General features: G+C 63.5%; 19 protein-coding genes. 5 read left to right on the top strand and 14 right to left on the bottom strand.

Annotated elements, in window-relative coordinates; translation table 11 throughout:
* Positions 1 to 106: 106 nt before the first annotated feature.
* Together BUS42_RS46045 and BUS42_RS22605 are read right to left on the bottom strand one after the other, a co-directional pair.
* Positions 107 to 241 carry a hypothetical protein gene (locus BUS42_RS46045; RefSeq protein WP_256386186.1) on the bottom strand — a complete coding sequence of 45 codons (135 nt, stop codon included), beginning with the start codon at positions 239 to 241 and terminating at the stop codon, positions 107 to 109.
* 26 nt (positions 242 to 267) lie between these two features.
* Positions 268 to 1,437, bottom strand: a complete 1,170-nt coding sequence (locus BUS42_RS22605; RefSeq protein ID WP_254053671.1) for an FHA domain-containing serine/threonine-protein kinase — start codon at positions 1,435 to 1,437, stop codon at positions 268 to 270.
* A 177-nt stretch (positions 1,438 to 1,614) separates the two neighbouring features.
* Between BUS42_RS22605 and BUS42_RS22600 the strand changes: the two genes are divergently transcribed.
* Positions 1,615 to 2,556, top strand: coding sequence for a pseudouridine-5'-phosphate glycosidase (locus tag BUS42_RS22600; RefSeq protein WP_083670440.1), 942 nt, complete (start codon positions 1,615 to 1,617; stop codon positions 2,554 to 2,556).
* A 475-nt stretch (positions 2,557 to 3,031) separates the two neighbouring features.
* Here BUS42_RS22600 and BUS42_RS22595 read toward each other — a convergent pair whose 3' ends face one another.
* Both BUS42_RS22595 and BUS42_RS22590 read right to left on the bottom strand, forming a co-directional pair.
* Complete coding sequence (locus BUS42_RS22595; RefSeq protein WP_015244158.1) at positions 3,032 to 3,391, bottom strand: RNA recognition motif domain-containing protein; 360 nt, start codon at positions 3,389 to 3,391, stop codon at positions 3,032 to 3,034.
* Positions 3,392 to 3,837: 446 nt separating this feature from the next.
* Positions 3,838 to 4,467 carry a DUF2239 family protein gene (locus BUS42_RS22590; RefSeq protein WP_074309889.1) on the bottom strand — a complete coding sequence of 210 codons (630 nt, stop codon included), beginning with the start codon at positions 4,465 to 4,467 and terminating at the stop codon, positions 3,838 to 3,840.
* Positions 4,468 to 5,355: 888 nt separating this feature from the next.
* Between BUS42_RS22590 and BUS42_RS22585 the strand changes: the two genes are divergently transcribed.
* Together BUS42_RS22585 and BUS42_RS22580 are read left to right on the top strand one after the other, a co-directional pair.
* Positions 5,356 to 6,402: a glycosyltransferase gene (locus BUS42_RS22585; RefSeq protein ID WP_074309887.1), complete on the top strand. Its 1,047-nt coding sequence runs from the start codon at positions 5,356 to 5,358 to the stop codon at positions 6,400 to 6,402.
* Positions 6,399 to 7,013 (top strand): class I SAM-dependent methyltransferase, encoded by a 615-nt coding sequence (locus BUS42_RS22580; protein ID WP_074309885.1) that lies wholly within the window; start codon positions 6,399 to 6,401, stop codon positions 7,011 to 7,013. The genes BUS42_RS22585 and BUS42_RS22580 overlap by 4 nt, the downstream gene beginning before the upstream one ends.
* 76 nt (positions 7,014 to 7,089) lie before the next feature.
* On the opposite strand, the gene BUS42_RS22575 is transcribed toward BUS42_RS22580, so the two are convergent.
* Positions 7,090 to 8,580, bottom strand: a complete 1,491-nt coding sequence (locus BUS42_RS22575; protein ID WP_074309883.1) for an ArnT family glycosyltransferase — start codon at positions 8,578 to 8,580, stop codon at positions 7,090 to 7,092.
* A gap of 61 nt (positions 8,581 to 8,641) precedes the next feature.
* Complete coding sequence (rffA, locus tag BUS42_RS22570) at positions 8,642 to 9,859, bottom strand: dTDP-4-amino-4,6-dideoxygalactose transaminase (RefSeq protein WP_074309882.1); 1,218 nt, start codon at positions 9,857 to 9,859, stop codon at positions 8,642 to 8,644.
* 787 nt (positions 9,860 to 10,646) lie between these two features.
* Between rffA and BUS42_RS22565 the strand changes: the two genes are divergently transcribed.
* Positions 10,647 to 11,621, top strand: a complete 975-nt coding sequence (locus tag BUS42_RS22565) for a DUF72 domain-containing protein (protein WP_074309880.1) — start codon at positions 10,647 to 10,649, stop codon at positions 11,619 to 11,621.
* A gap of 15 nt (positions 11,622 to 11,636) precedes the next feature.
* On the opposite strand, the gene BUS42_RS22560 is transcribed toward BUS42_RS22565, so the two are convergent.
* Positions 11,637 to 12,860, bottom strand: a complete 1,224-nt coding sequence (locus BUS42_RS22560) for a DNA polymerase Y family protein (protein WP_074309878.1) — start codon at positions 12,858 to 12,860, stop codon at positions 11,637 to 11,639.
* Between the two features lie 94 nt (positions 12,861 to 12,954).
* Between BUS42_RS22560 and BUS42_RS22555 the strand changes: the two genes are divergently transcribed.
* The gene (locus BUS42_RS22555; RefSeq protein ID WP_254053670.1) at positions 12,955 to 13,392 is read left to right on the top strand and encodes a hypothetical protein; all 438 of its coding nucleotides are present in this window, start codon (positions 12,955 to 12,957) and stop codon (positions 13,390 to 13,392) included.
* Between the two features lie 85 nt (positions 13,393 to 13,477).
* Here BUS42_RS22555 and BUS42_RS22550 read toward each other — a convergent pair whose 3' ends face one another.
* The 7 genes from BUS42_RS22550 to BUS42_RS45280 all read right to left on the bottom strand — a co-directional run bounded on the left by BUS42_RS22550 (position 13,478) and on the right by BUS42_RS45280 (position 21,023).
* A complete protein-coding gene (locus BUS42_RS22550) occupies positions 13,478 to 14,908 on the bottom strand; it encodes an amidase (RefSeq protein ID WP_074309876.1) in 1,431 nt (476 codons plus the stop codon).
* A gap of 658 nt (positions 14,909 to 15,566) precedes the next feature.
* On the bottom strand, positions 15,567 to 16,592 hold the full coding sequence (locus BUS42_RS22545) for a bifunctional heptose 7-phosphate kinase/heptose 1-phosphate adenyltransferase (protein ID WP_074309874.1): 1,026 nt from the start codon (positions 16,590 to 16,592) through the stop codon (positions 15,567 to 15,569).
* Positions 16,589 to 17,704: a GSU2086 family protein gene (locus BUS42_RS22540; protein ID WP_074309872.1), complete on the bottom strand. Its 1,116-nt coding sequence runs from the start codon at positions 17,702 to 17,704 to the stop codon at positions 16,589 to 16,591. The genes BUS42_RS22545 and BUS42_RS22540 overlap by 4 nt, the downstream gene beginning before the upstream one ends.
* Positions 17,701 to 18,534: an HAD family hydrolase gene (locus BUS42_RS22535; RefSeq protein ID WP_074309870.1), complete on the bottom strand. Its 834-nt coding sequence runs from the start codon at positions 18,532 to 18,534 to the stop codon at positions 17,701 to 17,703. Before BUS42_RS22535 ends, BUS42_RS22540 begins: the two co-directional genes overlap by 4 nt.
* Positions 18,531 to 19,094: a D-sedoheptulose-7-phosphate isomerase gene (locus BUS42_RS22530; protein ID WP_074309868.1), complete on the bottom strand. Its 564-nt coding sequence runs from the start codon at positions 19,092 to 19,094 to the stop codon at positions 18,531 to 18,533. Before BUS42_RS22530 ends, BUS42_RS22535 begins: the two co-directional genes overlap by 4 nt.
* A 478-nt stretch (positions 19,095 to 19,572) precedes the next feature.
* Positions 19,573 to 20,076 carry a hypothetical protein gene (locus BUS42_RS45285; RefSeq protein WP_254053669.1) on the bottom strand — a complete coding sequence of 168 codons (504 nt, stop codon included), beginning with the start codon at positions 20,074 to 20,076 and terminating at the stop codon, positions 19,573 to 19,575.
* On the bottom strand, positions 20,073 to 21,023 hold the full coding sequence (locus BUS42_RS45280) for a hypothetical protein (RefSeq protein WP_254053668.1): 951 nt from the start codon (positions 21,021 to 21,023) through the stop codon (positions 20,073 to 20,075). Before BUS42_RS45280 ends, BUS42_RS45285 begins: the two co-directional genes overlap by 4 nt.
* Positions 21,024 to 21,109 lie beyond the last annotated feature (86 nt).

The following is a 21,109-nucleotide window of genomic DNA, read 5'->3' as shown; positions in this document are numbered from 1 at the left end:
CTCCCAAAGACGGGTAGCAGAAGCCTGGCAGCGGCTCGCCTGGAAGAAAAATCCCAGGGCCGGACTACGGGGAATCGCGCGAGGCGAGCGCCACGCACGGTTCCTCTCAACAGAACGGCCGCAGGGCCTGGCGCATCGCTGAAGCGGTGGGGTAGCGGTCCTTGGGGTCGCGGGCCAGACACTTCTGGAGCACGGCGGCCAGGGCGGCCGGAATGTCGGGGCGGCGTTTGCGGACCGGCACCGGGGGTTCCTCCAGGAGGGTGCGGATCAGGTCCCCCCTTCGGCCACCTGGTCATAGATGAACTGGCTGGTGAGCAAATAATAAAGCGTTGCGGCGCTGGCGTAGAGGTCGCCCGAGGGGAGCACCGTCTTGAAGTCGAGCATCTGCTCGGGCGGCATGAACGGAACCGTTCCGCGCATCTCGCCCGAGAAGGTCAAGCCCGACAGCCCGAGCCCGCGAAAGCTCTTGGCCAGGCCGAAGTCCGAGATCTTGGCGACCAAGCCCTCCGGCCGACGGCCGATCAGGATGTTCTCGGGCTTGATGTCGCGATGGACGAACCCCAGCCGGTGCGCTTGCTCGAGCCCCTTGAGGACCTGGCAAGCCATCCGGCAGGCCTGCGAGATCGGGTAGCGGCCCGGGGCCGAGTTGGCCAGGGCCTCCAGGTTCGAACCCGCGACGTACTCCATCGCGAACCAGAACTGGCCCCGGGTCATCCCCTGTTCGAGCCACTCGACGATGTTCGGATGCTTCAACTGGCTGATGACCGACATCTCGCGCAGAAAGCGGTCGACGGCCGAACGCGCGGCGGCCGACTCGGGAACGATCAGCTTCAGTGCGACCAGTTTCCCGGTCTCGTTGTGCTTCGCCTGGTAGACGACCCCCATCGCCCCGCGGCCGAGCTCGCGCACGGTGGTGAAGTGGGGGACCGGCTGGGGCAGCGACGACGATTCGGCCCGGCAGAAATCGCAGAGCCACTCGACCGAATCCCCCGCCACCAGGTTCGGGCCGCTCGCCACGTCGATCCCGAGCGGGGCGGGCGAGCCACAACCCGCGCACTGGATCGGCTTGGGATGCGCGTCCAGCGCGACCGATAACGTGCGGCTCCCGGTCTGCGTCTCCATCTCGCTCGTCTTCGAAGCCGTCTCGACCCGGACCCGAAACAGGCTCTGTCCCGCCGCGATCTGGTCCCCCGAGTTCAACTTGGCCCGGTCGACCCGGCGCTCGTTGACGTAGGTTCCGTTGGTGCTCCCCAGGTCGCGGATCTCGCACCGGGGCGGATTGATCTCGATCAGAAAGTGGTCGCGCGAGAGTGCGGTGTCCTCGGGCACCGGACAATGCACGAACCGCGACCGACCCACGATGAACGTGTCGTGTCGATCGAAGACGAACGAACGGCCCTGACGCGGGCCTTCGAGAACATCCAAGATCACTCGCATTGTGACGTCGTAAGTCCTCCCCAATCTGAGTTCCCGCTCATTATACTCCAGGCAAGGCCAGGGTCGGAGTCCTTTATGACCAAGATCCACCTGGCAACCGGACGGCACACACGTTGGATGGGTTTTTCCCGGGTGGGCGGAGCCGAGCACGCAATGGGGCGGGCAGGAGCGTTTCTGATGGCGGACACTTACGAGATCGCGACTGAGGTCAAAGAGGCCCTGGCCGAGGGGCGGGCCGTGGTGGCCCTGGAGTCGACCCTGGTCGCGCAGGGGCTGCCTTGGCCCGAGAACCTCAAAACGGCGATGGGGGCCGAGGCGGCCGTCCGGTCGGCGGGAGCCACCCCGGCCACGATCGCCGTCGTCGCCGGCCGAATCCGGATCGGCCTCTCGGCCGGCGAGTTGGAGCATCTGGCCTGCGCCGGGACGTTCTTGAAGGCAGGTCGGCGTGACCTCTCGCTGGCCGTCGCGCGTAAGCTGGACGCCGCCACCACCGTGTCGGCGACCCTCTGGATCGCGCGTGAACAAGGGATCGGCGTGTTGGCCACCGGCGGGCTGGGGGGAGTCCACCGCGAGGCGGCGATCACCTTCGACATCTCGAACGACCTCGACGAGCTCGCCCGAGCCGATGGCGCCCTGGTGGTCTGCTCGGGAATCAAGTCGATCCTCGACATGCCCGCCACTCTCGACGCCCTGGAGACCCGCGGCGTTCCCGTCGTCGGCTACCAGACCAGCGAATTGCCCGCGTTTCTGACCCGATCGAGCGGCCTCGCCCTGGAGGCACGCGTGGAGTCAGCCGACGAAGCCGCGGCCCTGGTCCGCGCCCACCGTGCCCTCCGGCTCCCCGCCGCGGTCATCCTGACCCAGCCGGTCCCCAAGGCCGACGCCCTGGATGACGCCGCCATGGACGCCGCCCTCGAATCCGCCCTGGCCGAGGCCCGCCACCAACGGATCTCCGGCAAGGCCGTCACTCCCTTCCTGCTCGATCGAATCCGCCAAGCCACCGCCGGCCGCGGGCTGCACGCCAACAAAGCCCTCATCCTCGCCAACGCCCGCCTTGCCGGGGACGTGGCAATGGCCCTGGCCTTGAATCGGGATTTCAACCACGAACCCCATCAATAAAAAACAACGACCCGATCCAGGGCCAGGAAGCCGCTCGCGACTCGTTCCCACGGAGGACCGTGGGAACGAGGATGATTCCTCGCTCTCTGGCGGGTCGTTGATAAAAACCCAAAACAAGTGGCAAGGAAGCATATTTCACTGTTTTGTGAGCCGAGCAATATCCTTGACAAGTTCACGCATCTTAAATTCAATTTCCTGGAACCGCGGGCACCCCGCCCGCTCACGCCGGGTTCGAAACGAAGATCGGCCCGCATACCTTGATTGCATCAAGGTATGCGGACCGATGGTTGTTTGACGACACCGGAGTCGGGGCGAGGACAGTAATCCCGTGCTCTTCGCGACTCCGGGCAGGGGCGTAAGATCAACCCCGCAAAACGGGGTTAACCTGACCGGTTCTCCCGAGACAGAGTCTTGGGTGAGACGTCAAAGGGTTTACGCCGGCAAACCCTTCGACACCGATCGATCCAAGGGGCGATCAATAACGGCCGCGGCCACCGCCGCCGCCGCCGTAACCACCGCCGCCACCACCACCGTAGCCACCACCACCGCCGCCGCCGTAGCCGCCGCCGCCGCCGCCGCCACGTGCTTCACGGGGCTTGGCTTCGTTGACCGTCAGGTTGCGCCCGTCGTGATCATGTCCGTTGAGGCCCTGGATCGCCGCCTGGGCTTGGGCGTCGGTGTCCATCTCAACAAAGCCGAATCCTTTGGAGCGATTCGTGTCACGGTCGACGATGATCTGTGCGCTCTGCACGGTGCCGAACTGGGAGAACAGGGCTTCCAGGTCGGACTCATTCACGTTGTAGGTCAGGTTGCCCACATACAGCTTCTTGGCCACTCTCAAACTCCCGGGCGAAGGCAAAACGACCCGCAAAACGCTTTCAGGGTCGAGAAGAAAGGGGATTCCGTTGAATCCCGGTGGGTGAGAAAGGCGAGGGAGGTAAGCAAGGACCGGATCGGGAAGAGCCAGCAATGCTGCTCGGTCGTCAGACCAACCGACGTTGAGTATAACAAATTTTCGTGATGAATGGATAGAGCGATTGACACAACTTCGCAATATCGTCGATTCCGACGAATCGGCCGTCGCGCAAGTCGACCCAAGACCTCTGGCCAGAGCCACTCGAACCGGCCGAAACCTGCGGAATATTGCGAAAATTCAAGCATTTCGCTCGAAACGGGTACGCCACCCGCTCGAGCGAAATGACTCCTCAAGTTCGCCACCGGCGGGCACGATCCCCGCCCCCCGCTGAAAAAAAATCTGAGATTCGCCCCAGAATCTCTTGATCATTTTTCCACGCCCAGCGCGTCGGGAGGGGATTCCAGAGTCGCGCGGACCAGCCGCGTGACGTGGATTCGAATGTCCTCGGGCCAGTCGCGGATCAACGCTTCGAGCCGTTCCGGCGCTTTGGCGAACAAGGCGCGGGTCGCCTCCTCAAACCCAGGAAAATTCCCGGCCATGGCCGACATGAACCGGTAGGCCGACTCTTCCGCCCGGCGGACGCGATCGCGGCCCTCGTTCACGCGTCGCGCGGCTTCCACGAGCTTGCGAAGCGCGACGGACGCCCCGCCAGGCTGCTCATTGAGCCAGTCCCAGTGCCGGGGCAAGAGGGTGACCTCGCGGGCCACGACTCCCAACTTCGGACGACCCGGCCCCCGAGGCGCGACGGCGGGGGTGGGAGCGGCCGGCGTGTCGCCGCTGCCCCGATCCTCGACCCTCCCCAACACGTCTTCGGCCGTCCCCCGAAAGTCCACCTCGATCAACTCGCTCGTCACGTCATCGAAGATCAAGACAGGGGCGGCCTCCCCCCGGTCGAGAACCTCCTTGACGCGCAACGCCACGACCCCCAACCCACCCGACGCAATCCGCCGAACCCCTTCAAACGCCGTACAACCGCCCTGCGCTCGATCCGCCATCGTCTCCCCCCCTCGGTCCACTTTCCAGATTTGGTCGACGAAAGGAATTTTACCCGGGCAAATCCAAAGGTCAATATTACCCGGGCAAAATCTTGCGGCCCTCGGGGCGCTCGGGAACGTGTTAAGTGTCGCCGCCAATCGCGTGTTGATCGTGACTCGGGAGCGTGGGAGATCCAGCTCAACGACAAAGAGACAAGGGGAAACAGAGCCCCACGCCCAGGAGGGAGTCGCGGTTTCGCCTCGCCCCATTCTCGCCGCCGGCCGTGCCGACGCACCCCCGACTGCATCCCTACGCCCGAGCCGACCGCGACGCTCAACGGCAATTCAACCGCAAACAAATCCTATACGTCTTCACGAGAAAATCTCCGCATACAAACATCTTTCATCCAGAAAATCCGCCATTTCCCCCTCCAAATGAGAGGTTGGCCTCCTGCTCGCACGCATGGAAACTTGCCCGAACAACGTAATCGTTCAATCTGATATCAGAAGCTGTTTTACTTCTTGACAAGGCGAGAGCTTGTAGTAAAACAGACCGAAGCCGAGGAGTGAATGTTGAGACATGGACGCCCCCAAGATCACAGCGTCAACCCGGACAGGACTGTCCCCACTTTTTTTAAAAACTCATTTTTTGGGAACACCGGTCGCGATGTCGCGGCTTGGTTCCGTGCAGGGATGACTCTCCCGTTTGATGACGCCCGCAGCCGCGACAACCCGAGCCTAATTCACGATCCATCGCCGTCGATGGACCCATCAAACGCGCATCGATCCGCAAGCCATTCGAAGACCGACCGTGCTGATTGATCTCCTGTGTCATTCGAGGGAAGTCGAGCAAGGGCCCGCGGGCCGTCACTTGCATCGCTTCGGCCCCACTCGAGAAAGCGACTCCCAATGAGGGCGAGTGAGGAGACCCCCGGCTCCCGCGAACTCGAGCTCGAACTCTCGATCGTCATCCCGGCGTTTCGGAGCGAGGGCTGCTTGCAGGCGCTTGCCAACGCCATCGACGCCACGCTCGGCCCTCTCGGGTGGCGTTACGAGGTCATCCTCGTCAACGACGGTTCGCCCGACGGCACCTGGGCCGTCATCGAATCGCTCTGCCAGACCCGTGAAAACTACGTGGGGATCGATCTCAGACGCAACTTCGGCCAGGACAACGCGATCCTCACCGGCCTCCGCGCGGCCCGGGGATCGCTCATTGCGATCATGGACGATGACCTCCAACATGACCCTGGCGACTTGCCCCTGCTCCGTGAGCGTCTGCTCGACGAGCGAGCCGATGCCATTTACGCCCACTTCGGGACGAAACATCAGCAGGCGTGGAAGAACCTGGGAAGTTGGTTCAACGGTAAGTTCGCCGAGTGGGTCATCGAGAAGCCGAAGGGGATTTATCTCTCCCCCTACAAGCTGATCCGCAAAGAGATTGCGGAGGCGATCTGCGAGTACCAAGGCCCCGACCCCTACGTCGACGGACTCCTCTTTCAGGTCACCGCGCGAATCGGTCAGGTCCACGTTGCCCACCACCCCCGATACGCCGACCACGGCAACTACACGTTCTTCAAATCGCTCAAGGTCTGGGCTCGCCTGGCCACGGCGTTCTCGGTCAAGCCGATTCGTCTGGTCCTGTTTGGCGGTTGCTTCTTCGCCGCCCTGGGTGGAGCGCTTGCCCTTTACGTGGTCGCCTACCGCCTGCTCTACCCTGAAGACTTCGAGCGGGGGGTGGCGGGCTGGGCCTCCTTGATGGTGGCTCAGCTCCTCACGACGGCCATCCGGATGATCTTCCTGGGGATCGTCGGCGAATACGCCGGGCGCACCTACATTGCCGTCTGCCATAAGCCGCAAGCCACGGTGCGCGAGGTCCTCTACTCCAGCCCCGGCCCAGTCGCGACGCCCCCGGGCCGGGCGGAGAGCCATGGTCCCGGAACGAAAGTCGAACCGTGAACGCCAGCCTGGTCTATCGCAATTCATTTACCTATGAACTTGTAATCCGAATTCTCTACGGGCGTCACCACCGGGCGCGATCGCAGGCCATCGCCCAGCTCATCCCGCCGGAGTCCAGCGTCCTCGACCTCTGCTGCGGGCCGGGGATCCTATTCGCTCGCCACCTGCGGACCAAGCGCGTGCATTACACCGGTCTCGACTACAATGCCCGCTTCATCACTCGGGTGAAGCGTCTCGGAGGCGAGGGGCAGGTTTGCGACATCAGCCGTCTCGAGTCATTTCCGCAATTCGACTACGTCATCATGCAAGCGAGCCTTTATCACTTCCTCCCGGACGTCGGGCCACTTTTGACCCGGATGGAGCGGGCGGCACGTCGGGCCGTCATCGTGGCGGAACCGATCCGCAACCTCGCGACCGGCTCGAACCGGTGGCTCGCGACCCTCGCGCAACGCCAGACCAACGCCGGGCTCGGCTCCCAGCCCACTCGTTTCACCGAAGCGATGCTCGACGACCTCTTCGCCTCGCGCACCGCGCACCCGTTCCGGTCCTTTCTCATCCCAGGAGGACGCGAGAAAGTCTACGTGATCGACGTCGGACGCAACCCTTCGTAGGACCCGCTCTTGCGGACTTCCGCGGCGTAAAAGCCGCGTGGGACAACGGCCGCTTCCATCGCGGGCCGTGGCCACTCTACGGAAGTGGCGATCGGGTTCGAATCGGGCGATACAGATTGGCGCTGGGGGCGAATTCATCGGCGGAATCGCCATATTTTCGGATCAACTCGAGGTTTTCGGGTGGGACTTGCGAGAGCCCGAGCGCCACGGAGTCGACCAGCAGGTAATCGTAGTCGTCGGCGAGAAACGGCAAATACTTCGCGTCGACGACCCGCCGGCCCGCCAGGTAGAAGTCGAGGATGAACCGATCGTCAAGCGCGATCAGGGCCTCGGGGTCGAGGTCGTCCATCATCCGCGCCGCGACTTTGTGGGCGTCGTAGGCCGGATCATCCCAATACCGAACATGGGCGACGAGCGTCCTCAGCCCCGAGCCGGGGACGAGCGACGCAATGAGCAGGCCGGTCATCACCAGGGTGACCGCGACGGGCCGGCCGGTCCGCCTGGTCGCGCGAGCCGCGGCCCCACCCGCCAATCCCCCCGCGGCGATGCACGCGAACGCGATCGGGAACGCGAAATAGGCTCGCAAGGGATGTCGGCCCATGAGCAGCACCAGCAGCAGACTGCTCGCCACCAGGTGATACCCCAACGCACGCTCCGGGCCCGACCACCGCGCCCGCGCCGCGACCCAGGCCGCGGCCGTCCCGTAGAGCACCGCCTGGACGGGGAGAGCCGTCGCGAGGAACTGCCTCGCCTGAAAACCGAAGGCGGCCAGGGGATCGGGCAACGTCCGAGACAGGCCGGAACCGACCCGGCCCAGGACGTTCGTCTGGAACTGAATCCAGAACAGGTCCGGGTGGCGAGCGATCAGCGGCCCCCAGAGCGCAAGCCCCGCCAGGGCCGCGACGCTGAACGTGGTTGCCGCCGCCAGTCGCGGCCGCACCTTCGGCTCGGGACGGCCCAGGAAGAGGAGCGCCAGGCCAATCTGAATGCAGGGGACAATCCCGACCGGGTGGCAGAGCATGCTCAAGCCCCCCGCGACCCCAGAGGCGACCAGCCATCGGGTCCGCCGTTGGCCGCCGTCGCGGACCAGGCACCAGACGGCGAGGAGTCCGAACGTTGTGGCGGCCATGTCGGGCCGTGCGGTCGTCGCCGGGAAGTACGCGGCCCGGCCGAACAGATAGAGCAGGGCTCCCCAGAGCGCCCCGGTCCGATTCTCCAACCAGCGGCGGCCCAGGTCGTAAACCAGCCAGGTCGCGGCCAAACCCTCCAACGCCGAAGCCAGGCGGGCCTGGCCGAGTCCTTGGCCAAAGACCAGGTGGACCAACGCCTGAAGGTAGAAGCTCAAGGGGGGAAGCGTGTAGACAACAAGATCCACGCCGTAGACGAACAAGGGGTCGCGCGACGGTACATAAGGGACTCGGGGCACCCCTTCGCGTTGGATCGTGATCCCGACGACGCCGTAGAATTCTTCATCCATCCCCGCGGCCGTGCGGAACATCAACGGCAGATGCCAGGCGAGGAACAGGGCTCCCATCAGAACCAGCCAACCGCCGTCCCGCTTGCTCATCGCGTCCCGAACTCCCTGGGATCCAAGCCTGCCTTGGACTCCATCCCTTCCAGCGGTTTGCTCACCAGTCCACGCTAGCGAGCGACGGCTCGCGCCGTTTCGGGGCCGGTGCGTGTTGCGTGAAGAAGCGAGTCACAAGGTCGATCACGCGCGACTGCTCGGCTTCGGAGAGATCAAAGAATGTGGGGAGCCGCAACAGTCGCGCGGCGAGATCCTCGGTCAGGGGAAGATCGCCCTCCCGATAACCGAGCCGATGCCCCATAGGCGAGTCGTGCAGCGGAATGAAGTGGAACGTGGCCATCACCCCGCGTTCCCTGAGATACGCCATCAAAGCGTCGCGGGTTGATCCGCTCTCCAGCATCAGGAAGACCGTGTGGAACGGGCTGTCGCACCCCTCGGGGATCGTGGGAAAACGAAGCCGACCCGCCGTCGCCAAGGAGGACAAACCCTCGCGGTAGCGACGATCGATCGCCCGCCGGCGAGCCTTGATCGCATCCATCGCCTCGAGCTGGGCGAAGAGGAAGGCGCAGGCAATCTCGCTCGGGATGGCGGAAGCCCCCACATCAACCCACGTGTACTTGTCCACTTCACCCCGGAAAAACTTGGCGCGATTAGTCCCCTTGTCCCGCAGGATCTCGGCGCGTTCGATCAGTTCGGGGGCGTTGCAACAGAGCGCCCCACCTTCGCCACTGACGAGGTTCTTGGTCTCATGAAAGCTGTACGTCCCGAGGTGGCCGATCGATCCGAGTGCGCGGCCCCGGTAGCAGGCGTCAACCGCCTGGGCGGCATCCTCGACCACCCTGAGGCCATGGGCGTTCGCAATCGCCATGATCCGCCCCATCTCGCACGCGATCCCGCCGTAGTGGACGGGGAAGATCGCCCGCGTCCGGGGCGTCAGCGCGGCCTCGATCCGCGACTCGTCCAGGTTCAGGGTATCGGCCCTGATCTCGACGAACACTGGCCTCGCCCCCAGCCGGACGATCGCGTTGGCCGTGGAGACGAACGTGAACGAGGGGAGGATCACTTCGTCGCCCGGCCCCAGGTCGCAAAGCGTTGCCGCCAGTTCGAGCGCCGCGGTGCAGGAGGGGGTCATCAGAACCTTGCCGATCGCAAACTTTTGTTCCAAGAGTCCCGCACAGCGTCGCGTAAACGGACCGTCGCCGCGGATGCATCCCGAGGTAATCGCCTGGCTGAGGTACGACAACTCCGCGCCGGTGAGATAAGGACGATGAAGCGGAATTGAAGGAGACCCGGTCGGGTTCGTGCCATCGGTGCGCATGCTCTCTCCTTGTCGCCTGGACCAGCGCGACTGACGAAATGGCAACCCCAACTCGTTTGTGATTCACAACGAGGAATATCGGAGATCTTTTTCAACAGAAGCCGACCCGCGGCGAACGGCACGACGACGAACTCATTCGTCTTGCAAGCCACGGCCGATCAACGGCTTTCCGTGGATCGCCGATTCACTTCGCCAATGGCGCCGAGCCGACCCAAATCAGAAGACTTCTCGGAATGTGAGGCACGAATTCCATCGTGGAGATCACGGGCAGTTTGGTGTTTTGCGAGGTGTCTCAAAACACGCGAGGCCATCCGCGAAAAAAGGACGTCTGAGAGCCACAAGATCTGCGAAGACGTTGAAACCCAATCTGCCTCTTCCACGCGAAGGGGTCAAGGAGAAAAATCGCATTTTTGATTTATTTTGGGACGAAGCCAAAACAAATATCGCCTATTTCTTGTTTTGCTTCATTCTTGCATCCACGCACAGTCTTTCGCCCTCATGAGCTCTCCATGAATCCATGGTTCCATGGAAAGCGACGACGCGAAGAAAGCAACCGGAGCGACCGAGAATCGCGCTCAGGAGGCCGAATTGGAACCGGGAAACGGGGAAGGTCTTCCGGGAGTCGGTCATCACCGACGGAATTCGGCCTTCATTCAACAAAAGCAGCAATCAACACCACAACCGCACAAACACTAATATTTTCATACGCCTCACGATCAGCACCTTCCCCACAAAGGCGACCCCGACTGACGTCGCCAACGGGTCGAGGGGCGGATAGAATGGAGTCATGGACACCCTCTTCCCTCTCTTTGATTCCGAGGACGACCGGCCTCCGTTGGCGGCCCGGTTGACTCCGAAGTTGCGTGCGCTGGCCGATCAGGGTGTCTTCTTCGGGACGAGCTCGTGGAAGTACCCAGGGTGGCTCGGCTCGATCTATTCCAAGGATCGCTATGAGACGCGCGGCGCGTTTTCGAAGAAGAAGTTCGAGGAGCATTGCTTGAGCGAGTACGCCAAGACCTTTACCACGGTCTGCGGCGACCTCACGTTCTACCAATTCCCCTCGCCCCCGTTCTGGGCGAAGCTCTTCGACGCGACGCCCCGCTCATTCACGATGGCGTTGAAGGTCCCGGAGGACATTACCGTCGCACGCTGGCCGACGCATGCCCGATACGGCACCAAGGCCGGCGCCGACAACAGCCATTTTCTGAGCGTCGAGCTCCTCAAAACGCTCTTTCTCCGTCGGCTTCTCCCTTATGCCGATCGGGTGGCCACCTTGATCTTCGAGTTCGGGACCTTCCCTAAGAGCCAATTCCCGACCCCGGATGATTTCTACTACCGGCTCGACAGCTTCCTCGAAGCGCTGCCGGGTGGATTTCGGTACGCCGTCGAGATCCGCAACCCGGAATACCTGAGCCCGGCTTACTTCGGCCTCCTGAAAGCTTATGGGGTGGCGCACGTCTTGAACGCCTGGACGCGGATGCCACCGCTCGAGACCCAGATGGAAATGCCGGGCGTCTTCGACGCCGACTTTACCGTGGTCAGGGCGTTGCTCACCCAGGGCCGTGCCTTCGCCGAGGCGGTCCAAGCATTCGAGCCCTACAACCGCATCCAAGATCCGAACCCGGCCGTTCGCTCGGCCCTTGTCCAGGTGGCTGAACATGCGAGGACGCGTAAGAAGCCCGCATTTCTCTTTGTGAATAATCGTCTGGAAGGGTTTAGCCCGGGAACGATCGAGGCGGTGGTGGAGCGACTCGGAGTTTAGCGTGGGGACCGATCGTCAAAAGCACATTTTTCCCTTCACGTCGCAAATATCCCACTCGTTCGATGTGTCGTGATAGATCTTGGCCAAAGGGAGCGTCGCGGCGCTTCGGAGGGCGAACCGGCCGATCTTCTTGTTGACCTCGTGCTTGAGGTGGGCGATCGTCTCGGCCCGGCGGCCGCCCGACTCGAAGAGCCCCAACTGAGCGTGGACGCGTGGTGTCAGGCGGTCGGCGATCAGGTGCATCCGGTTCGCCGGCACCCGCTTGATCCAGGCGTGTCGCAGGCAAGGGCGGAGCACGTCGAGCAGCACGTCGAACCGGTCGCTGGGAAATTCCAGGGAGGCCCGGCCTTCGCCCGCCTGGCCGTCGCGATAGCCCACCCAGAGGGAAACGTGCTTGGTCAGGACTTGATGATAGTGAAGTTCCTCGATCAACCGCTCCATGTTGCGGATCAACCACGCATAAATCATCATCGGATCGTCGGTCGCCTCGCCGAAGCTGCCCCCGCGCGATAAGGCCTTGTGGAGCGGACGGGCCGGGTGGATCGGCACAACCGGATCACCGTTGAGCTCCCACCAGAGCGACTCGCCGGTGGCCGTCAGCAAGTCCCGGATAAGCCGGCGGTCGGCCTGGGCCAGGTCGAGGCAAGTCCGAATCCCCCAAGGTTGGAGCCGGCGTTCCCGCCGCCCGGAGATCCCCGTGATCTCGACGACCGGGAGCCGCGCCAGGAGCTCCGTCTCCTCCTGGCGATCGAGGACCGCCTTGGCGCCCCGCGGTTTGGCGGTGTCGCTAATCAGCTTGGCCAAGGTTCGGGTGCGGGCGATGCCGACCGTCACCGGGATCTGGACCCGCTCCATGATCCGGTCCCGCACGACTTCGGCGTAGCGTTGATAGTCCATGCCTGGAGGCGGGGTCGCCTCGAAGAAGAACTCGTCGATGCTGTAATACTCCACCTTCGGCGAGAATTCGCGGACGACCTCGAGCATCAACCGGCTCAGGACCTCGTACCACCGGAAGTCACGCTTCACGTACAGGCCGTCGGGGCATTTCGTCATCGCCTCCCAGATGGGGACACCGGTGGCCACCCCGGCCGCCTTCATCTCATAACTCTTGGCAATGACGCAGGCGCCCTGGTTGCCCAACACCCCCACGGGCAGGCCGTTCAAGTGCTCATAGCGGACCCGCTCCGCCGAGACGTAGAAGCAATCGGCGTCGAGATGTGCGACCGGCGCTTGACCCATGGCCGCAAGTATAGTACTAAACTGACGGACAGTTCAACTCAAGGACGAATCGATTTAAACCGTGTGTCTCGGAATCGCCATCGCAGGGAGCGAATTGCCCACGGAGCTGATCGGGCGATACGGCCTGGACCGGCGCTTCTACCAGCGAGGCGAGCGGTCGGAGTATCGCTTCCTCTTTCGCGACCGCCGCCCCCGGCTCCCGATCTGGCGTGACGGCCGGCTGCAAGTCGTGCGCTGGGGCAACAGCCGAGGGCAGAGCCGGTTCCTGCCGCGAACCGGCTGGACGTGGCGCGAGACGATCGAGCAGGGGGGCTGGCGGAGCTCGGGAGCCATCCTCGTGGACATCCCCGCCTCGTTCGGCCTGGAACGCCGCGGCGTCTGGTACCTGATCGAGCAGGGGATCCGCGGCCTCCTCGTCCCCGACGAACGAGGCTATGCGGTCGCCTACATGATCTGCGAGCCATCGAGTCACTATTACCAGGTCATGACCAGCTCACCGCGAATGCCCGTTTTTATCGATCAACAAATATAGCATATGCGAACAAACAGAGAGCTCATCGCAACCTGTCCTCTAGCCCAACCCAGCAGGATCGCCTCGGGGCAGAGGAGATTCGCAGTCACTCCTCTCCCTGACTTGCCGAAGCGTCGCAGGGCTCGATCGGAGCGAACGTGCCAAGTCGGGCTTCAATCGCGGCAGCCGCTTCGAAGCAGAGGTCCTCGCGATAAAAGCCGGCGATCACCTGCACACCTTGCGGAAGGCCGCTCGCGACGTGGGTCGGGATGGCGACTGCCGGCACGCCCACGAAACTCGTGGCCCTACAGAGCCGCACCGCCGTCTCGAAGCGGACGAATTCGTCGAGACCGCGCGTCTCGAAGGCGACCGGCAGAGCCGGCTCCGTGAACACCGGCCCGAGGATGAGCGGGTAGCGGTCCAGGAAGAGCGACCAGTCACGCAAGAGGCCCTGCCGAACCGCCGTCAGCTTCACGTACTCGGCCAGGTTGACCGGACCGTGCAGCGCCATCGAAAACGCGATGTGGCGGCGGCCGTCCGCCGAGAGCAGCCGCTCAAGCATCGGCCAGATGAGGCTGAACTCAGTCATGATCATCCGTACATAGGCATCGATCGTTTCCGAGAGCTTGGGCACGTCAACCTCCTCGAGCAGATACCCGGCGTCTCGAAGCGCCGAGGCAGCCAGGTCGATGGCCGCACGAACGTCCGGATGAACCCCGAGGCCCCCTGGGTCCGCGACCAGGGCAACGCGGATCGGCCGCGGGAGCGGTGGCCCTTCGAGCGGGGCCGGCACCACACGCGGGTCGCGCGGATCAGGACCGGCCAGAACGTGGCAGGCCAGGCGGAGGTCGGTGACCGTGCGCGCGAGTGGGCCGTCGACCGGGATCAACTGCGACGAGAGCGTCAAGTCGCGCGGGCCGACGCTTCGATCCCCGGGGAACCGGCCGTAACTCGGCTTGAGCCCGACGACCCCGCCGAAGCTCGCCGGGATCCGCACTGATCCGCCCGCATCGTTGCCCAGGCCCAAGGGAGCCATCCCCGTCGCAACCGCGACCCCATCGCCGCCACTCGAACCACCCGGCGTGCGGCTCGCGTCCCAAGGGTTGATCGTGTCGCCGTAGAGTTGGCTGCGCGTGTGCAGACCAAGCGAGAGGTCGGGCAGGTTGGTACGCCCGATCGGGATCGCGCCGGCCTCGCGAAGTCGCTGCACGACGGGCGCATCGCAAGGGGGAACCGCATCACGCAGCGCGGGCACACCGTTCGTCGTTGCCGAGCCCGCCACATCAAGGTTCTCCTTGATCGTGAACGGCACCCCGGCCAACGGTCCGAGCGAATCCCCCGCGGCACGACGGCGATCGGTCTCTCCGGCCGCGCGCCGCGCGGAGTCGGCAAGCACGTTCGTGACCGCATTAACCCCAGGGTTCACCGCCGCGATCCGCTCGAGATGGGCGTCCACCACCTCCAGAGCACTCACCTCGCCGCATCCGACCAGCGCCGCGAGTTCCGACGCACTCCGCTTCCAAAGTGGGCGATCCACCTGATTCTCCTTTGCCTGTTCTCGTCGAATGAGGCTCCCATAACCCGCTGAAGCTGCCGAATATTACCCGGACACAATTCAGAACACAATATCACCCGGGTAAATTCGGTCAGCCACGCCCGAAGCCATACCAAGGGTTGGCCCAGCCGCCTGGAGGCGGACTCTACCTGGCAAGGGGGCGACCGGTTGAGAACGGCTTTCACAGCCTGTACTCACCTGGCCCGAGTGGAGCTGCGGTCGGTGGCCAGGCACCGAAAGTGGGTCAGACTGGGAATTGGGGGAAAATCAGCGGTAAAGCTTCGTCGAACCCGTTTTTCCCGACTGCGGCGTGATCGGCCTTGGCGTCATCATGGGTCCAACGATTCCCGTAGAGTGGGCACGGCCTGCCATCTTAACCTCCCTTTGAGCAAGGAGATCGGGAGGTGGGCCGTGCCCACCCTACGAGAGATTCAATCCTCACCGTAAATCAATCATGAACTGATTATAATTTCATAACATTTTCGGCAAAGCCATACGATCAGCGTCGAATCGACACGGTAGCAAGGGCCCCGGGTTGATGGCCCCGGGGCCGGGCAGAAAACCCGGTAACGTGGCGACATCCCTGTTGAATCGCAATGTTTTTACAATTTAAAAATCATGATCTGCCACCGCTTTTTCTTCAAAAGCTCGGCACAACGTGATCGGCGAGTTCACGCACACTTGCGGTTCCGGTGGTCCCGAGTTGGTGGATCACCAGGGACGAGGCAATCGCGGCGAGTTCGCTGGCTTCGCGAAGACTCGCGCCGCCCGCAAGGGCGGCGGCCAGGTTGGCGGTGACGGAGTCACCGGCGCCGACGATATCGATCGGGCCGCGGACCGGGAGGGCGGCGACGTGATCGACCGAGCCTCGGGGGTCCGCGGCGATCATGCCGCGTTCCGAGAGTGTGACAAAGACCGGGCGGCCGTTCTTAACCGCAAATTCGGCCGCGGTCGCTGCGACGTCGTCCAGCGAAAGCACCTCGTGTCGATCCAAGAGCGACGCCAGCTCGGCCGCGTTCATCTTGAAGCTCACGGCCGGCCAGTCGCGAAGGCCTTGGCGGGAGTCGGCGATCACGGGCAGACCTGGATTCGCCGCGGCGAGTTCGCCGAGGAAACGAAGGAGACCACGCGTGACGACCCCGGTCCCGACCTCATCGACTTGATCGAGAACGATCAGGGCGTCGATCTTCGGGGCAATTTCTCGCAGGCTTGCCGTAAGCCTTGCTTCGAGGACCGTGGGCGTCTGCGTCCAGTTCTTGACGTCGATGCGGTTCAATTCGACGGGGGGTTGGCCCGGAGAAATGACCAGCGGCTTGGCATACGTGAACGTCACTCGGTCGGGGGTCGTGACGAAGTGATCGAGCGTCACGCCTGACTTCGCGGCCAACTCACGGCGCAGTTCGTAGCCTTCGCCATCGTCGCCACAAAAGCCGACCGCGATAATCTCGCCGATCCCGAGCGCGACGAGATTGTTGACGATGGTGCCCGCCCCGCCAGGTTGGGCGCGCACACGGACAACGTTATGGACAGGCAAGCCTGTCTCGATGGAAATCTCGGCACGAGCCGGGTCGATCTCCAGGTAGCGGTCGAGACAGAAGTCTCCCACCACCGCGATCCGAAGGGTCTGGTAACGTGAGGTGACGGCTTGGAATCGCTCGGGCGTCATGCTCGGGCCAAGATCTCGTGGTAGAGGTTCTGAATGAACACCGCATTGTCGCACTGAAGATAATGCATGGCTCCGCCCATCCGGGCGTAACTCTTGCAGAATCGTAGGTAATACGCCGGATTCGACTTGGGCGGTTCGCCGGTCGTCCAGTCCCAGCCGCCGCCATCCTGAAGATCAACGACATGGATCGAATGGCCGGAAACGGTCGGGCGACCGTCCTGAATCCGGAGATTGTTCGCACAGCTCAGGCTTTTCTCAAAAACCTGCGGGCCCATGATCGCCGAGCCGACCGAGAGGACAGCGCCCCCATCGAGCGTCTCCACCGATCCTCCGAAAAGACGAAAGTCCTCTCCCCCCGCGCGGCCGACGACGGCCCCGTTAAACAGGGGGTGATTGGCGATGATGTCGTAGCCGATGCCGGGATGAACCGAGACTGGCACCTTATTGAGGAATGCCTGCGCAAGGATCGAAGCATGTTTCCAGCGATGCTCAACCACGATCCGGCCCGTAGGAAGGTTATGGGTGCGGATCGCGACCAGGAGGTCGGCCCGAGCCGGAGCGAGCGGATGGCCAGGCTCGGCCCGCAGCATCGATTCCAGCTCGACATCGGTGGGAAGCACCGTGCCGTCCTCGGCGATAAACCGGCCGAGGGACACCCCGTATCCCTCTCCCCTCAACCCTCCCGCAAGCAACGCAAGCTGGAGAAACCGGCCGGTCTCGTCCCACGAGCCAAACGTGCCCGTCGCCACGTTGGCGCGCACGCTTTCCGTGGATCGGCCCAGCCAGGAGTATTCCCAGTCGTGGATCGTGCCCGCACCGTTGGTGGCGAGGTGGGTGATCCAACCTCGCTCCATCATCTTGGAGAGCAGCAAGGCGGCGCCGTTGCGAAGCAGATGCGCGCCGTAGATCAGAATCACGCCGGCCCCCTGCGCCCTCGCCTTCAGGACATCCGCGGCACACCGGCGAATGGCAGAGGCAAGCGGCTCGGGGCAGGGGGCGGGGGCAACATCCGGCGAAATCAAGATGTCTTCAACACGCGTCAGGCTGTCGCGATCGCTCAGAGGAAAGACCTTGAGCCGGGACAGGTCGAGGGGAGTGGAGTTGGAGTTCATTGTCCCAGGATCAACTCCAAGAGGGGGGCGGCATCACGAAAGTCCGGGATGATCACATCGGCCCCCACCCCGGTGAGGCGATCGCGTTTCCATTCATCCATGCGGCCCGAGCCGTTGTTTGCCTCGTCACTGGCAACCGCGACGGCGAGCCCACCGACTTGTTTGGTGTTCTCGATCTCCACATAGCCGTCGCCAAACGACAACAATTGCTCCCCTTGAATGTTGTTCTCACTGAGAAGTCGGTCGATGACCATCTTCTTGGAGAACGACTTGTAGTCGTCCTGAGCGCCGTAAATATGTTTACCGAAGTATCGAGTGAGCCCGAGAAGCTCGGCTTCTCGCTTGACGAAGGGCTCGTCGGTGCCGCTGGCCAGATAGAGCGTAAGCCCGCGGCGTTGGAGGTTTTCCATCAACCCCGAGGCGCCGAAGACGAGCAAGTCGTCGGGCGGAATGGTGCCGGCTTTCAGGCCTTTGGCGCGGTCGGCGATCCGTTCATCCAGCCGCCGGAGGTATTCGTGCTTGTACCAAAGCGGCTCGCGGGGCTCGCCCCCGCGCTCGCGAATCCGGTCGGCAAGCTGCATCATCTGGTAGATCGTCTGCTTGCCGTTGAGCCGCATGATGTCTTCGAAAGCCAAGCGCTGGCGATCGGCCTCACTCTCGCCGTCCAGCGGAGGGAGGACCTCGGTGAACATGGGGACCATGATCTCGGGCCAGCCCTGGCGAATCAGCGAGAGCGTGCCGTCGAAGTCGAACAGGACATGGCTGATCCCGGGCCGGGGAGCGAACGTCGGACGGAGGATGACCTCTCCGGAAAAAACGGGCTGACTCACGCGGCGCCTCCGTCCATGAACGCGTAGCAGAGCATATGAAGAATCGTCATCTGAGCATCTTCGACTCGACCATAGTGGGAGTCTTCAATGACCAGCGTCTGGCCGGCGATCTCGGCCAGACGTCCGCGCTTGGCACCCACGAGGGCGATGGTCTGCAACTCATTCTGCCCGGCCCATTCGAAGGCACGAACGAGATTGGGCGAATTTCCGCTCACGCTACTCGCGATCAGGACGTCGCCCGGCCGCGCGTAGTTTTGCAGCGAGCGGAGGAAGACGTCGTCGAAGCAGTAGTCATTCCCAAGCGCTGTGAGCCAGGCCGAGTTATCGGCCAGGGTCAATACGCGAAACCGCTTGCCAACTTTATCGCTCGCCCCCTTGCCGAGATCGGTCGCGAAGTGCGAGGCGCTCGCCGCGTTCCCGCCGTTGCCGATGGCGAAGATCTGCCGATCGTCGTGCCAGGCTTGCCGGACGGTACCGATCAGCGTCTCGACCCCATCCAGGGGAATCGAATCCAAGGCGCGGTGTTGGGCCTCAAGATACTCAGAAAGCCAGGGTCGCATGAGCTTGACTCGTCCTCCGGGCGAAATTGCGGACTATTTCCGTAGGAGGCAACGCATGGCCCGTGCCTGCGAAGCCATCGGTCTGCGCTTTGAGCAAAACGACCTGCCCCATTCCAAGCGATCGGGGGTCAGTATCGTGATCGGCCTGTCCGACCGTATTAAGGCCCCGGTCTCACGGCGTCGGACGACCTCGACTGTATGATAGCCGTCGTCCCATCGGGGGCCCAAATCAATCATACAGGAGTGAAGGGTTTCGCCGCGACCTCTGCAACGGTTCAGAGTAGGGATAACGCCCTCTCTTTTTTGTCTGTCTTTCAAGAACCTCTTGTCAGTGGGCAACCGCGGTCGCCGGTCGGCAACCGCGGCCGCCTGCCTGGTCAAGGGGCTTCCGTGGGGCCGAAGTCGAACGTTCGGATGATCGCTTCGACCTGGTTGCGGAATGGGGTGGCGGGGTCTTGCACCGTATTGGAGGTGACGATCAGGCTCTCATCCCGGCCGAAGAGGATGAAATAGAGGTCGTTGTGGACCCGGATCTCTCCTTTACCGGGGGCCGCCCCCCTTTCAGGACCGACTCAGCGCGATAGACTTTTCGCTTGGAGGCGGCCCAGTCGGCTTCGGGCAGCCAGGCGTGTGGCCCTGGGATGACGTTGTACCGGTTCTGCCGCCATTCTTCCTTGAGCATCTTGAGGTGGAACTCGGGGTCGCGATTCATCCGATCCGCCTCGGCATCCCCCGTCTTGATGATGCGCTGAAACTCGAGGGTGTCGGGACCACCCGGGCGGGGCCGAACCAACTCCAACGAGAGCTCGTCCGGCGGCCGGCCCGGACGGTACTCCTGCGGGAAGCGGAAGTGGAACTTGCCTTGCGGATCGTCGTAGCTCAGCCACGAGTTCTCCTCGGTCGCCACGGGGGCCGGGTTGGGGAGCGGCAACGCTTCGCCCGTCTCGTCGATCCGCCGGTCGATAATCAACTCCCGGGTCACGGTCTGGCGGAGTCGGCCGTTGGGGGAAGCGGGGTGACTGCGGACGTTGCCATGCGGAGTTCGATGACGGCCCCCCGCACATCCACGATCGACTCCTTCTCCTTTCCCTTCTCCGCGCCCGAGTCCTTACTCGCGCCCGGACTGCCTGAGCTCGGCGGTGAGAAGCTGAACACGAGTTGAGCGTTGATCGCGAAACTGCCCGAATTGGACCGGGCCGGCGACCGCCCCGCGACCCCGATGACCGCCTCCCAGTTCGGCCCTTCGGCCGCCTGGCGCACCTGCTGCAAGGTTGCGGCCAGAGGCAGCGGGACCGACCCAAGCAAGGCACGCCCCCCCGCCTTCGAGACGGCCCACCGATCACCGACCCGGCTGGGGATGGTGGGCAGCAGGGCCGCGAGGTCGGGCAGGTAAACCTCGCGGCGAATGATTGCGTACTCGTCCTCGCGCAGGCCGCGGCCCGGGATGAGGCTCAGGACCTGGGGATCGCTCCCCTCGCGAGGCTGATACCAGATCATCAGGCCCTTGAGCGGGTCCGGGCGCGATGGCTTGGTGTTCGGGTGGGGAGTGATCCGGTAGGCCGCGTACTCGCGCACACCGGCCTTGATCTTGTCCCCACCGGTCAAGTCGGCTGGTCGCTCGCGATAGTCGGACTCCTGAGTCGCTTCGTTTCGATCGGGGGTGCCCTGCGGCTTCTCGGTGACGACCTTGGCCGTGTCACGAGTGACCACTCGATACTGGCCGATCAAGCCGGGCGGGCTCTTCGCGTCCGCTTTCTCGTAGTGCTCGGAGAAAAGGAACCGCGTGACCAGGTCGGTCACCGACTGGGACTCGCCGGAAGGCGGCGGGGCTGATGCCGCGGCCCCCTCCTGGCCGAGCGCAGTGGCCCCCCACAACGAGGCCGCGACCAAACCACCCCAGACCGACCCGATAGATCGCCTCCACCGCATGGGAACGCCTCGATTTCGAATGGTGGAACCGTCGAACGCCAACCCATCTTAATAGAGAAAAATCGCCCCCGGAGGCGACCGAATAG

It is taken from the genome of Singulisphaera sp. GP187 (genome assembly GCF_900129635.1).
GTDB lineage: Bacteria > Planctomycetota > Planctomycetia > Isosphaerales > Isosphaeraceae > Singulisphaera.
The sequence above is the reverse complement of the archived record's forward strand: the minus strand, read 5'-3'. Positions and strand labels throughout refer to the sequence as shown.

What these genes read in the sequence shown, in the direction of transcription:
- BUS42_RS22605 (WP_254053671.1), bottom strand. Translation starts at nt 1,437, where the DNA reads ATGCGAGTGATCTTGGATGTTCTCGAAGGCCCGCGTCAGGGCCGTTCG.
- BUS42_RS22600 (WP_083670440.1), top strand. Translation starts at nt 1,615, where the DNA reads ATGGCGGACACTTACGAGATCGCGACTGAGGTCAAAGAGGCCCTGGCC.
- BUS42_RS22590 (WP_074309889.1), bottom strand. Translation starts at nt 4,467, where the DNA reads ATGGCGGATCGAGCGCAGGGCGGTTGTACGGCGTTTGAAGGGGTTCGG.
- BUS42_RS22585 (WP_074309887.1), top strand. Translation starts at nt 5,356, where the DNA reads ATGAGGGCGAGTGAGGAGACCCCCGGCTCCCGCGAACTCGAGCTCGAA.
- BUS42_RS22575 (WP_074309883.1), bottom strand. Translation starts at nt 8,580, where the DNA reads ATGAGCAAGCGGGACGGCGGTTGGCTGGTTCTGATGGGAGCCCTGTTC.
- rffA (WP_074309882.1), bottom strand. Translation starts at nt 9,859, where the DNA reads ATGCGCACCGATGGCACGAACCCGACCGGGTCTCCTTCAATTCCGCTT.
- BUS42_RS22565 (WP_074309880.1), top strand. Translation starts at nt 10,647, where the DNA reads ATGGACACCCTCTTCCCTCTCTTTGATTCCGAGGACGACCGGCCTCCG.
- BUS42_RS22560 (WP_074309878.1), bottom strand. Translation starts at nt 12,860, where the DNA reads ATGGGTCAAGCGCCGGTCGCACATCTCGACGCCGATTGCTTCTACGTC.
- BUS42_RS22545 (WP_074309874.1), bottom strand. Translation starts at nt 16,592, where the DNA reads ATGACGCCCGAGCGATTCCAAGCCGTCACCTCACGTTACCAGACCCTT.
- BUS42_RS22540 (WP_074309872.1), bottom strand. Translation starts at nt 17,704, where the DNA reads ATGAACTCCAACTCCACTCCCCTCGACCTGTCCCGGCTCAAGGTCTTT.
- BUS42_RS22530 (WP_074309868.1), bottom strand. Translation starts at nt 19,094, where the DNA reads ATGCGACCCTGGCTTTCTGAGTATCTTGAGGCCCAACACCGCGCCTTG.
- BUS42_RS45280 (WP_254053668.1), bottom strand. Translation starts at nt 21,023, where the DNA reads ATGCGGTGGAGGCGATCTATCGGGTCGGTCTGGGGTGGTTTGGTCGCG.